This window comes from Janthinobacterium sp. PLB04 (genome assembly GCF_021165895.1).
Taxonomy (GTDB): Bacteria; Pseudomonadota; Gammaproteobacteria; order Burkholderiales; family Burkholderiaceae_D; genus Janthinobacterium; species Janthinobacterium lividum.
In genome coordinates, this window is record NZ_CP088968.1 from 4671930 (window position 1) to 4683950 (window position 12021).

The 12021-nt window shown below is 60.3% G+C and carries 13 protein-coding genes; all 13 read right to left on the reverse strand.

Going from position 1 to position 12021, the window contains the following annotated elements:
* Positions 1-9: 9 nt before the first annotated feature.
* The gene (recO, locus tag LSO07_RS20535; RefSeq protein WP_151096444.1) at positions 10-858 is read right to left on the reverse strand and encodes a DNA repair protein RecO; all 849 of its coding nucleotides are present in this window, start codon (positions 856-858) and stop codon (positions 10-12) included.
* Positions 859-886: 28 nt separating this feature from the next.
* The gene (gene era / locus LSO07_RS20540; protein ID WP_034749612.1) at positions 887-1789 is read right to left on the reverse strand and encodes a GTPase Era; all 903 of its coding nucleotides are present in this window, start codon (positions 1787-1789) and stop codon (positions 887-889) included.
* Position 1790: 1 nt separating this feature from the next.
* Positions 1791-2606, reverse strand: coding sequence for a ribonuclease III (gene rnc / locus LSO07_RS20545; RefSeq protein ID WP_077406693.1), 816 nt, complete (start codon positions 2604-2606; stop codon positions 1791-1793).
* Positions 2607-2698: 92 nt separating this feature from the next.
* Positions 2699-3616: a signal peptidase I gene (lepB, locus tag LSO07_RS20550; protein ID WP_034749618.1), complete on the reverse strand. Its 918-nt coding sequence runs from the start codon at positions 3614-3616 to the stop codon at positions 2699-2701.
* Between the two features lie 3 nt (positions 3617-3619).
* The gene (lepA, locus tag LSO07_RS20555) at positions 3620-5410 is read right to left on the reverse strand and encodes a translation elongation factor 4 (RefSeq protein WP_034749621.1); all 1791 of its coding nucleotides are present in this window, start codon (positions 5408-5410) and stop codon (positions 3620-3622) included.
* 318 nt (positions 5411-5728) lie between these two features.
* On the reverse strand, positions 5729-5974 hold the full coding sequence (locus tag LSO07_RS20560) for a glutaredoxin family protein (protein ID WP_099394181.1): 246 nt from the start codon (positions 5972-5974) through the stop codon (positions 5729-5731).
* Positions 5975-6028: 54 nt separating this feature from the next.
* A complete protein-coding gene (locus LSO07_RS20565) occupies positions 6029-7531 on the reverse strand; it encodes a DegQ family serine endoprotease (RefSeq protein WP_070255333.1) in 1503 nt (500 codons plus the stop codon).
* 247 nt (positions 7532-7778) lie between these two features.
* Positions 7779-8114 carry a sigma-E factor negative regulatory protein gene (locus LSO07_RS20570; protein ID WP_151096445.1) on the reverse strand — a complete coding sequence of 112 codons (336 nt, stop codon included), beginning with the start codon at positions 8112-8114 and terminating at the stop codon, positions 7779-7781.
* Positions 8115-8186: 72 nt separating this feature from the next.
* Positions 8187-8810, reverse strand: coding sequence for an RNA polymerase sigma factor RpoE (gene rpoE, locus LSO07_RS20575; RefSeq protein ID WP_070280215.1), 624 nt, complete (start codon positions 8808-8810; stop codon positions 8187-8189).
* A gap of 66 nt (positions 8811-8876) precedes the next feature.
* A complete protein-coding gene (locus tag LSO07_RS20580; protein ID WP_151096446.1) occupies positions 8877-9425 on the reverse strand; it encodes a hypothetical protein in 549 nt (182 codons plus the stop codon).
* 120 nt (positions 9426-9545) lie between these two features.
* The gene (gene fabF / locus LSO07_RS20585; protein WP_070280213.1) at positions 9546-10796 is read right to left on the reverse strand and encodes a beta-ketoacyl-ACP synthase II; all 1251 of its coding nucleotides are present in this window, start codon (positions 10794-10796) and stop codon (positions 9546-9548) included.
* A 29-nt stretch (positions 10797-10825) separates the two neighbouring features.
* Positions 10826-11065, reverse strand: a complete 240-nt coding sequence (gene acpP, locus LSO07_RS20590) for an acyl carrier protein (RefSeq protein WP_008449912.1) — start codon at positions 11063-11065, stop codon at positions 10826-10828.
* A gap of 178 nt (positions 11066-11243) precedes the next feature.
* Entirely contained in the window at positions 11244-11987 is a 744-nt protein-coding gene (gene fabG, locus LSO07_RS20595; RefSeq protein ID WP_034749638.1) for a 3-oxoacyl-ACP reductase FabG, read from the reverse strand.
* Positions 11988-12021: the final 34 nt, after the last annotated feature.

A 12021-nucleotide genomic window follows, 5' to 3' on the forward strand; every position in this document is an offset into this window, starting at 1 on the left:
AAACCTCAGCTACAGCTGCATTAAATCAATCAGTATCTGGCGCGTATTCAAGGTGGCGCCGCCCAGTTGATGGGCCAGCAAAAAGCGCATCAGCAGCTTGCTTTGCGCCTGCGTGGCCACGTCAAGATAATCTTCGCGCTCCATGTCGAGCAGGGTCTTGCCCGTGATCCTGGGCCAGGCGTCGGCGGCGCGCGCCGGGCGCGGCCCCCGCTCCGGGTCGACCACGTACACCTGCCCCGCCTCGACGGCCTGGCGCGTGCCCGTGCAGCGCGTCAGGTCGGCCGCCACGCCCGTTTCCTTGAGCAGGGCGCGCTCGAACTTGCGCAGCACGATGGGCGGGGGCTCATTGTGCGCCAGTTGATTCAAGGTAGCAACGTAGTGGTCGAACAGGACGGGATGCGGGTCGTCGCGCGCGAGCAATTTGACCAGCAATTCGTTCAAATAAAAGCCGCACAGCAAGGCAGTCTTTTCCAGCGGCAACATGCCACCCACCCATTCCGCACCGGTGAGGATGCGCAGCTCGGACTTGCCCGTCCAGCCCGCTTGCAGCGGCTGGAAGGTCTGCAGCACGCCGCGCAACTGCGAATGGGGCCGCTTGGCGCCCTTGGCAACGAGCGCGATGCGGCCGTACTCGCGCGTAAACACGTCGACGATGAGGCTGGTTTCTTTATGCGGGTAGCTGTGCAGCACGAAGGCTGGCTGGCCCGTGATGCGGCCGTCGCGCGTGGGCGGACGGCTGCGCCGGGGTGCTGTGGGAGGTACGGCCGGCGGCGCGATGGCCACCGGTGCGGGGACAGGTGCGGAAACAGCAGGTGAAGCTGGCGCAGGATGCTGCAGCGCTGGCGTGGTGGTGCTCATGCGTGTGGCGTCGCCCCCGGGTTGCGGATTACTCGTAGCCGTAGGCGCGCAAGCCCGCCTCGTTGTCGGCCCAGCCCGACTTGACCTTGACCCAGATTTCCAGGTACACGGGGCCGCCGAACAGCTTTTCCATGTCCAGGCGGGCCTGGGTGGAAACTTCCTTCAGGCGCGCGCCCTTGTTGCCGATAATCATGGACTTGTGCGTATCGCGCTCGACCAGGATGGCGGCAAACACGCGGCGCAGATCGCCTTCCTGCTCGAATTTCTCGATCAGCACGGTGCTCGTGTACGGCAGTTCGTCGCCGACAAAGCGGAAGAGTTTTTCACGCACGATTTCCGAGGCGAGGAATTTCTCGCTGCGGTCCGTGATGTCGTCCGGTCCAAAGATCGGCTGGTTTTCCGGCAAGAAGCGCTTGATTTCATTCTGCAAGCCTTCCAGCTGGAAGTGCAGCTTGGCGGAAACAGGCACGATGGCGGCGAAGTCGCGCATGGCGGCGATCTTTTGCGCGAACGGCAGCAGTACGGCCTTGTCCTTCACGCGGTCGGATTTATTGATGACGAGGATGCATGGCACTTCCTTCGGCAACAGGTCCATCACTTGCTGGTCGGCCGGGCCGAACGTGCCCGCCTCGATCACGTACAGGATGACGTCCGAGGAAATCAGGGTGTTCGTGACGGTCTTGTTCAGCGTCTTGTTCAGCGCGTTCGAGTGGCGCGTCTGGAAGCCTGGCGTGTCGACGTAGATGAACTGCGCATCCGGCACCGTCTGGATGCCCGTGATGCGGTGGCGCGTCGTTTGCGCCTTGCGCGAAGTGATGCTGACCTTCGCGCCGATCAGCACGTTCATCAGGGTCGATTTGCCCACGTTGGGGCGGCCCACGATGGCGATATAGCCACAGCGGAAGTTGTCGGGCATTTTGGTGGCTGTCATGCTAGTGTCGATTCTGTTTAGTGTGAGCGGCGATCGCCGGGGCAGCTGGGGCTGCCGCGTCGTCGCTCTGGATGGTGGCAATGCCGGCCAGCTTGAGCTGGGCGGCGCGCGGTTTGGGCTTGCGGCTGGCGGCTGGCGACTTCAACAGTGCCTGCTCGGCCACGTCCAGCGCCAGTTTGGCGGCGGCTTGCTCACCGGCGCGGCGGCTTCCGCCACGGCCGTAGACCTGGATGTTCAATTTCGGCACCAGGCATTCGATCTCGAATTCCTGGCTGTGGGCGGCGCCGTGGGTGGCCACCACGTTGTACTGTGGCAGCGAAATTTTCTTGCTTTGCAAAAACTCCTGCAGCAGGGTCTTGGCATCCTTGCCCAGGGTTTGCGGATCGACCGAATCGAGGATGGGGATGTAGAAGGCGCGGATCACCGTGCTGGCGGCATCGAAGCCCGTGTCGAGGAAAATCGCGCCCAGCAAGGCTTCCAGGGTGTCGGCGAGGATGGATGGACGGCGGAAGCCGCCCGATTTGAGTTCGCCTTCGCCCAGGCGCAGGAATTGCGACAGTTCCAGCTTTTGCGCGATTTCATACAGCGACTGCTGCTTCACCAGATTGGCGCGCAGGCGCGACAGGTCGCCCTCGTCGATGGACTTGAAGCGCTCGTACAAGATGGAAGCGACCACGCAGTTGAGGATGGAGTCGCCGAGGAATTCCAGCCGCTCGTTATGCAAACTGCTGTGGCTACGATGCGTCAAGGCTTGCTGCAACAGGCCAGCATCCTGGAACGTATAGCCTAAACGGGTTTGCAATAGCTGAAGATTCATTGTTGTTTCTGTGTCATCTGAGTAATTCGGCTGGCCGCCACGCGGGGAATCGGCGCGGCAGCCATGGCTGGTCCTTTACAGACCAGACCGGCTTAGTGTATGCCGCCCACGCGTTTCGGATTGCTGAAGTTCATCCACACCAGGAAAGCCTTGCCGACGATGTTCTCGTTCGGCACGAAGCCCCAGTAGCGGCTGTCCGCACTATTGTCGCGGTTGTCGCCCATCATGAAGTAATTGCCTTGTGGCACTACACACGTAAAACCGTCTTCGTTGTAGTTGCACGCATCCTTGTGCGGGAAATCCTTCACTTCGCGCAAGTTCAACGTTGGAGCAGGCTCGTCGTTGAGGATGCGGTGGCTCACGCCCGTCAGGTTTTCTTCCAGCTGCTTGTGGTAAACCGTGCTTTCGTCATCGAGGTAGTCGTCCAGCGGCGTGTAAGCCACTTCCTTGCCGTTGACCGTCAAGCGCTTGTTTTCATAGGTGATTTTATCACCGGGCACACCGATCACGCGCTTGATATAGTCTTGCGACATATCTTTCGGATACTTGAACACCATCACATCGCCGCGCTGCGGATCGTTGACTTCAATGATGCGCTTGTTGACGATCGGCAAACGGATACCATAAGTGAACTTGTTCACCAGGATCAGGTCGCCCACCAGCAAGGTCGGCACCATCGAGCTCGACGGGATCTTGAATGGTTCGTACAGGAACGAGCGCAGGCAGAACACGAGCGCGATGACGGGGAAAAAGCTGCCCGAATACTCGACCCAGGTCGGCTGGCGCAACAGGGCCGCCTCGATGCTGGCGCGGCTGCCGCCCGCATCGGACTTGATGCCCTCGGCGGCCAGCTTGGACTGGCGTGCGTCGAATTCAGCCAGGGCGCGGTCGGCCGCCTTGCGGCGCTGCTTGGACAGATAAAACACATCCAGGCACCAGACCAGGCCCGTCAACACCATCAGCACGAACAGGATTAAAGCGAAATTTCCTAAAATCACTTGCAGGTTCATTGATTAACCATCCACTTGTAAAATTGCCAGGAATGCCTCTTGCGGGATCTCCACGGAACCCACTTGCTTCATGCGTTTCTTACCCGCCTTTTGTTTTTCCAGCAATTTTTTCTTGCGGCTGATATCGCCGCCATAGCACTTGGCCAGCACGTTCTTGCGCAAGGCTTTCACGTTCTCGCGCGAAATGATGTTGGCGCCGATGGTGGCTTGAATGGCCACGTCAAACATCTGGCGCGGAATCAGTTCACGCATCTTGGCAGCCACCTGGCGGCCACGGTACTGGCTGTTCGAACGGTGGACGATAATCGCCAGCGCATCGACTTTTTCGCTGTTGATCAGCATGTCGACCTTGACCACGTCGGCCGCGCGGTATTCCTTGAACTCGTAATCCATCGAGGCATAGCCGCGCGACGTCGATTTCAGGCGGTCGAAGAAGTCCAGCACGATTTCGGCCATCGGCATTTCATACACGAGCTTGACCTGGCGGCCGTGATAGCTCATGTCCATCTGGATGCCGCGCTTGCCGATACACAGGGTGATCACGGAGCCCACGTATTCCTGCGGCATGTACAGATTGACCGTGACGATAGGCTCGCGCACTTCCTCGATGCGCGACGGATCGGGCATCTTCGACGGATTGTCGACGTTGATCATGGTGCCGTCGCGCTGGATCACTTCGTACACCACGGTTGGCGCCGTCGTGATCAGATCCATGTCGAATTCGCGCTCGAGGCGTTCCTGCACGATTTCCATGTGCAGCAAACCCAGGAAACCGCAGCGGAAGCCGAAGCCCAGCGCCTGCGACACTTCCGGCTCGTACATCAGGGCCGCGTCATTCAGTTTCAGCTTTTCCAGCGAGTCGCGCAGCGCGTCATACTGGTTCGCTTCCACAGGGAACAGGCCGGCGAACACTTGCGGCTGTACTTCCTTGAAGCCGGGCAATGGCGCGGCGGCAGGACGGTTGGCCAGGGTGACGGTATCGCCCACTTTCGCCGCCTTCAATTCCTTGATGCCGGCGATGATGAAGCCCACCTGGCCTGCCGACAATTGCGGCAAGGATTGCGAACGGGGCGAGAACACGCCGATGTCTTCCACCAGCTGCACCGAATCGGTGGCCATCAGGCGGATCTTGTCTTTTGGTTTCAGGGTGCCGTTGATGACGCGCACCAGCATGACCACGCCCACATAGGCGTCATACCAGGAGTCGACGATCAGCGCCTGCAGCGGCGCATCGGGGTCACCCTTCGGTGGCGGCACCTTGACGATCAATTGTTCAAGCACGTCCAGCACGCCGAAGCCCGTCTTGGCCGAACAATGCACGGCGTCGCCCGCGTCGATGCCGATCACGTCTTCGATCTCGGCAATGGCGCTCGGAGGATCCGCGTTCGGCAAGTCGATCTTGTTCAGGACGGGCACCACTTCCACGCCCAGGTCCAGCGCCGTGTAGCAGTTGGCGACCGTTTGCGCTTCCACGCCTTGCGACGCGTCAACAACCAGCAGCGCGCCTTCGCACGCCGACAGCGAGCGCGACACTTCATAGCTGAAGTCGACGTGGCCTGGCGTATCGATCAGGTTCAGATTGTAGATCTGGCCATCGCGCGCCTTGTAGTGCAAGGCCGCCGTTTGCGCCTTGATGGTAATGCCGCGCTCGCGCTCCAGATCCATCGAATCGAGCACCTGCGCCTCCATCTCGCGGTCGGACAAGCCGCCGCACAATTGAATGATGCGGTCAGCCAGGGTCGATTTACCGTGGTCAATATGGGCGATGATGGAGAAATTGCGTATGTTGTTCATTAACTAATATAAGTGCGAAGTTGACGACACTGCTTTAACAGGAATCATGGGGATCATGCTCGGGCCAAACAGGGCCAAAACCGGGCGCCCCACTCATGATGAAAAAAAGCGCTCCGAGCAGGACATCTGCATGCCCAGGCGAGCGCTTTTGAAGCGACAGAAGCTGCTGCCTCGGACAGTAGCTTTTTCGACCTCCCCATTTTACCGGATTTCAGAGTAGAAAGCCCGTCTTATGAGGCCGGCACCGGGGCAAGCCGACATTTTCGGCTGTTTTCGGCACCAGAATGGTGCATTGCAGTGTCAATATTGACAGTTAAGCTACACCAGGCAGCGCCGCACAGCCTCTTCGTCGAGGAAATAGTGACATAGCTCCGGCTGCGCCAGGTCGCCAAACAGCACCGGCACCAGTTCATCGAAACGGGCCAGCAGCGAGGCATCGGGCGAGGCATCGATATCGATCACGTCCACGGTAAACGGTGTTTCAGGCGGCTGCAGCAGGAGCAAGGCATCGAGCATATCCTGGCATAAATGGCAATAACTGCGGGAATAGAGGGTGAAGTGCATAGCGGGAAGAATACCGCATCCCGGCTGCGGCCGGAATGCGGGATGATCACATAGTTACTTCGCCGATGGACGCAGCGAAACGAATTGCGCCACGTCGCCACGGCGCACCAGCACGGCCGATGTCTTTTTCGGATCGAGCTTGGCGACCAGGGCGTTGAATTGCTTGGCATCTTTCACGGCAACGTTATTCAATTGCAAAATCACGTCGCCAGGCTGCAGGCCAGCCAAGGCCGCCACGCCATCCGCCTCGTCGACCAGCACGCCCGCATCGATCTTCAATTCCAGCTTCTTCGCGGCCGGCACGTCGCTGACCTTCAGTCCCAGTGCGTTGACGGCTTGCGCTTCCGGCTCCTTGGCGCCCTTCTTCGCCGTCTTCTCGCTTTCCAGCTCGACGACGGTGACGGGAATATCCTGCTGCGCGCCCTTGCGCCAGACCGTTATCGTGGATTTGCCGTTGACGGCGGCACCGCCTACCAGGCGCGGCAGATCGGACGAACGCTCGATCTGAGCACCGTTGAATTTCAGGATGATGTCGCCCGGCTTGATGCCCGCCTTGTCGGCCGGACCGCCCGGCTCCACCATCGATACTTGCGCGCCCTTGGCATTCGGCAAGCCCAGCGATTCCGCCACGTCCTTGCTCACTTCGCCGATCTGCACGCCGATGCGCCCGCGCACAACCTTACCCGTCTTTTTCAGCTGCTCGCCCACGCGCATGGCTTCATCGATGGGCACGGCAAACGAAATGCCATTGTAGGCGCCGGACAAGGTGGCGATCTGCGAATTGATGCCGATCACTTCGCCGCGCATATTGATCAGCGGACCGCCCGAGTTGCCAGGGTTGACGGCCACGTCGCTCTGGATCAGCGGCAAGTAGTCGCCCGTGTCGCGCGACTTGGCGGAAATGATGCCGGCCGTCACCGTATTTTCCAGGTTGAACGGCGAGCCGATGGCGATGACCCACTCGCCCACGCGGATCTTGTCCGAGTCGCCGATGGTCAGGCGCGGCAGGTTGCCGCCCTCGATTTTCAGCAGAGCAACGTCGGTACGCGCATCGGCGCCAATCACCTTGGCCTTGAATTCGCGCTTGTCCGTCAAGGTCACGTACACCTCGTCGGCGCCATCGACCACGTGGGCATTGCTCAGCACATAGCCATCGGCCGAGATGATGAAGCCGGAACCGACGCCGCGCTGCACTTCCTGCTCCTGCGGCACGGCGCGGCGGCCGCCGCGTGGCGCCTGCTGGCGCGGCGTGGGCATGGCGCCGCCAAAGAAGCGGCGCAGGAATTCCTGCATTTCCTGCTCATCCTGGCCGCCCACGCCAGCCCCGGCGGCGCCCATTTTCAGGCGTTCGGTGGTGCGGATATTCACCACGGCCGGGCCGACGGCATCGACCAGATCAGAAAAATCAGGCAGTTTCACGGACGGCACGGCGGCCTGCGCCTGTGGCGCCAGGCCCAGCATGGTGGGAGCAAGGAAGACGCCAGCCGTACCGAACAATAAGGCGGAAAGCGTCTTCACTGAAAACGACTTGCTGGCGGCACACATGTTTTTTTTCATGGAAAGGATCTTTTCGAGTATATATAAACGGTAAACGGATCAAAACGCGGATCAGGCAATTGCCTGCGCGCATGATTGCGCCTTCATGACGGAAAACCAGGGGCAAACTCACCTGACAGCGCGCATGGCAGCAACAATATATCGCAAAAGCAAGATATTGCCTGTGCACAGTGTCAATCGTACCGAAGGCCAGTGTCAAGAGGGCGACAGGAACGTTAAGCCTGGCATAAGATGGAAAACGCGACAGCTAGCGCTGCGCCAGCGGCCCCGCCTCCAGCGGTTCGACCGCGCCCGGCGGCACGATGCCGGCGGCACGGGGTGGCAGCGGTTCCGCATGGGCAGCCGGCTCATCGGGCGCCGGCTCGGCGGCCAGGCGGCTGGCCAGGCGCGCATCGAACTGGGCGCTCAAGGCATGGCCGCACTGCTCCGAGCGCAGCACGTCACCGATATGGCGATAGGCATCCCAGGCTTGCCGTCCCGATGGCGTATCGAGGGCGGCAAAAGCCAGTTCGAGTTCGTTCGCCGCCAGCTCGCCATCGGCCAGCGCGGAAATAGTCTCGTGCAATCGTGTGTGCGTATCCATGATGGATCCTGCCATTTCAAGAGGGTCGGTGCGGAAAACGGACGCAGCCATGCCAACCTCATACTCCCCAGATTACCAGCGCTTGTCAATCGGCATGTCCAGCAATGGCTTCAATTTCTCCGCAATCACTTCGCGCGCGCGAAAAATCCGGCTGCGCACGGTGCCGATGGGGCACGCCATGATCTCCGATATTTCCTCATAGCTCAGGCCCTCGATCTCGCGCAGCACGATGGCCGTGCGCAACTCGATGGGCAGCACATCCATGGCCGCATTGACGGTGGCGGCAATCTGCTTGCTGGCCAGCACCGATTCGGGTGTATTGTTATCGCGCAATTTATTACCGTCATCGAAAGACTCCGCCTGCTCGGCGTCGGTATCGCTGGACGTGGCGGCGCGCCGCCCCTGCGTGACGAGATAATTCTTGGCCGTATTGATGCCGATGCGGTACAACCACGTATAAAAGGCAGCCTCGCCGCGGAAATGGCGCAGCGCCCGGTAGGCCTTGATAAAGGTTTCCTGCACCACATCTTCGGCCTCCGCCGGGTCATGCACGAGGCGCGACACCAAGCGCATCAAGCGGCGCTGATATTTCGATACCAGCACATCAAATGCCCGTTTGTCGCCAGCCTGTACCCGCTCGACCAGCAACTGATCATACTCGCGCTCTGTCCTCACGCCCGATGTCCCTGTAGTCATGCAGCGTGGGCGCCTGTATGGATATAGAGTTGGCCCGCTGCAAGAAGTTCAGTGTTCGCCGCACTTTTATTCTTCCCTGTTCCGCGCCGCGATCGCCCGGCAAGCCACGGCCAGCGGACGGAAGGCGGCGCAACTGCCGCCGCGCTGCACCAGCACATCCGTGCGCCGCCCGGCCGCATCGGCCAGGCACAGCACGAGCAGCGACGGCCACAAGGTCGAGCCCGGCAACAGGCGCAGCCCCTGCACCCCCGCAAGCCCCGGCCCGGCCGTCTCCGCTCCCCCGTCAGCAATAGCCCCTGGCACCTCGCCATGCTCCAGATATACCGCCAGCCGCAACTGGCCAACCGGCGAAATATCAAGCGCCTGCGGCTTTCTGCGCCGGCGCAGCAAAGCCAGCAAAAACACGCCGCCAGCCGCGCTCAGCAGCGCAGCACTCCAGCCCAGCGCGTAGCCGCCCACCAGCTGGCCAGGGCCGGAAGCAGTCCCGGACACGGCAGCAACGCGCCACGCACCGCTCAAGGGCCAGGCGGCCAGCACCGCGCACAGCCCCAGCACCGCTTGCAACAGGCGCAAACAGACAGGCGTGCGAATGACAGCCGCTACTGCGATCGACATACTTCATGGGAAAAAAAGGCGCGCCGGCACCATGCCGGGCAAATTCAGGCGCCAACGAACGTTGGCGCCGAATCAGCGCTCACTACAGTTTGACCGTAGCGAGCGCTTGAAAGTTCCTGCTTATTTCGCTTTACCGAAAATCAGCGTGCCATTCGTTCCGCCGAAGCCGAACGAATTCTTCACTGCATAATCGATCTTCATATCACGCGCCGTGTTGGCACAGAAATCGAGATCGCAAGCCGGATCCTGGTTGAAGATGTTGATGGTCGGTGGCGACACCTGATGGTGCAATGCCAGGACCGTAAACACCGCTTCCAGACCGCCCGCGCCGCCCAGCAAATGGCCCGTCATCGACTTGGTCGAGTTGACGACCAGATTCTTGGCGTGCTCGCCGAAGGTGCGCTTGATGCCCATCACTTCCGCCACGTCGCCTTGCGGGGTCGACGTGCCGTGCGCGTTCAGGTACTGAATCTGATCCGCGTTCAAGCCAGCGTTGTTGAGGGCCGCGATCACCGATTTGCTGCCGCCGCTACCATCTTCCAGCGGCGAGGTCATGTGATAAGCATCTGCGCTCATCCCGAAACCATGCACTTCGGCATAGATCTTGGCACCACGGGCCACCGCGTGCTCGTACTCTTCCAGCACCATGACGCCAGCGCCCTCGCCCAGCACGAAGCCGTCGCGGTCGGTATCCCACGGACGCGATGCCGTTGCCGGATCGTCGTTGCGGGTCGACAAGGCACGCGCCGAAGCGAAACCGCCCAGGCCCAGTGGCGACACGGTCGATTCAGCACCGCCGGCGATCATGACGTCGGCATCGCCGTACTCGATCATGCGCGCTGCGGCACCGATGCTGTGCAAACCGGTGGTACACGCTGTAACGATCGCCAGGTTCGGGCCCTTCAGACCATATTTGATCGAAAGGTTGCCAGAGATCATGTTAATGATCGAGGCAGGCACGAAAAATGGCGAGATACGGCGCGGACCGCGCTTTTCGTACTCGGACTTGGTCTCTTCGATCAGCGGCAAGCCACCGATACCGGAACCGATGATCACGCCGATACGCTCGGCGTTTTCTTCGGTGACTTCCAGACCGGAGTCCTGCATCGCCTGGATGCCTGCAGCCATGCCGTAATGGATAAAGGTATCCATGTGGCGGGCTTCCTTACCGGAGATGTACTCTTCGATATTGAAGCCTTTGACTTCACCAGCAAAATGCGTGGTGAATGGCAGTGCATCGAACTTGGTAATCGTGGCAATGCCGGATTTACCTTCAATGATTGCGCCCCACGCCTCGGCAATAGTATTGCCGACTGGTGAAACGCAACCCAGGCCGGTGACAACAACACGACGGTTTTTAGAACGGCTCAAGCGATTCTCCTGAAGTCGGTCAGACAGGCTTAGGCCTTGACGTGTGCAGTGGCGTAGTCGATCGCCTGTTGCACGGTGGTGATTTTTTCAGCTTGTTCGTCAGGGATTTCCATTTCGAATTCGTCTTCCAGGGCCATGACCAGTTCCACGGTGTCCAGGGAATCGGCGCCGAGATCGTCGACGAAGGAGGATTCGATTTTGATGTCTGCTTCTGCAACGCCCAGTTGCTCAGCGACGATTTTCTTAACGCGTTGTTCGATATCCGACATGTTATGGCTCCAAAGTGTGTGTTACGGAAAGTGCGCGCATTTTATCAGGTTTGCGCGTCCGAATACTAATTTCGGTGTCTGCTGCTAATTCGACCGAAGCTGCTGCTAAAAGATGCGATTATAGACAAAAACGGCCGTTGAATCATGCCACAAACGCCCGCCCCGTCTAGCTTTCACATCAATTCATGTACATTCCACCGTTCACGTGCAGGGTCGTGCCCGTGATATACGCCGCTTGCGGCGAAGCCAAAAAGGCCACCGCCGCTGCCACGTCTTCCGGCTTGCCCAGGCGGGACAGGGGAATTTGCGTCAACAGGGCCGCGTGCTGCTCTTCGCTCAGCGCCTTGGTCATGTCGGTATCGATGAAGCCCGGGGCGATGCAGTTCACGGTAATGTTGCGGCTGCCGATTTCGCGCGCCAGGGCGCGGCTCATGCCTTCCACGCCAGCCTTGGCCGCCGCGTAATTCATTTGCCCAGGATTACCCGACGAAGCCACCACCGACGTGATATTGATGATACGCCCAGTTTTGGCTTTCATCATGCCGCGCAACACGGCACGCGACAGGCGGCCGACGGCCGACAGGTTGGTGGAAATGACGCTGTCCCACTCTTCATCCTTCATGCGCATGGCCAGCTGGTCTTGCGTGATGCCTGCATTGTTGACAAGGATCGACAGGCTGCCGTAGGTTTTCTGCACCTCATCGACGACGGCAGCGCAGCGCGCCGCATCGGTCACGTTCAGGACCAGGCCCTTGCCCGTCACGCCTTCGGCGGCCAGGTAATCGGTGATGGCTTGCGCGCCGCTTTCCGAGGTGGCGGTGCCGACCACGGTGGCACCCTGCTTGCCCAGTTCGGTGGCGATGGCGCGGCCGATGCCGCGCGAGGCGCCCGTGACCAGCACGACTTGATTTGCTAAATTCATGAGTATCCTTAAGAGCAACCGCGGCAGGCAGGCT

Bases quoted from the DNA above. Each gene is read 5' to 3' on its own strand.
- recO (WP_151096444.1), bottom strand. From the start codon at position 858: ATGAGCACCACCACGCCAGCGCTGCAGCATCCTGCGCCAGCTTCACCT.
- era (WP_034749612.1), bottom strand. From the start codon at position 1,789: ATGACAGCCACCAAAATGCCCGACAACTTCCGCTGTGGCTATATCGCC.
- rnc (WP_077406693.1), bottom strand. From the start codon at position 2,606: ATGAATCTTCAGCTATTGCAAACCCGTTTAGGCTATACGTTCCAGGAT.
- lepB (WP_034749618.1), bottom strand. From the start codon at position 3,616: ATGAACCTGCAAGTGATTTTAGGAAATTTCGCTTTAATCCTGTTCGTG.
- lepA (WP_034749621.1), bottom strand. From the start codon at position 5,410: ATGAACAACATACGCAATTTCTCCATCATCGCCCATATTGACCACGGT.
- LSO07_RS20560 (WP_099394181.1), bottom strand. From the start codon at position 5,974: ATGCACTTCACCCTCTATTCCCGCAGTTATTGCCATTTATGCCAGGAT.
- LSO07_RS20565 (WP_070255333.1), bottom strand. From the start codon at position 7,531: ATGAAAAAAAACATGTGTGCCGCCAGCAAGTCGTTTTCAGTGAAGACG.
- LSO07_RS20570 (WP_151096445.1), bottom strand. From the start codon at position 8,114: ATGGATACGCACACACGATTGCACGAGACTATTTCCGCGCTGGCCGAT.
- rpoE (WP_070280215.1), bottom strand. From the start codon at position 8,810: ATGACTACAGGGACATCGGGCGTGAGGACAGAGCGCGAGTATGATCAG.
- LSO07_RS20580 (WP_151096446.1), bottom strand. From the start codon at position 9,425: ATGTCGATCGCAGTAGCGGCTGTCATTCGCACGCCTGTCTGTTTGCGC.
- acpP (WP_008449912.1), bottom strand. From the start codon at position 11,065: ATGTCGGATATCGAACAACGCGTTAAGAAAATCGTCGCTGAGCAACTG.
- fabG (WP_034749638.1), bottom strand. From the start codon at position 11,987: ATGAATTTAGCAAATCAAGTCGTGCTGGTCACGGGCGCCTCGCGCGGC.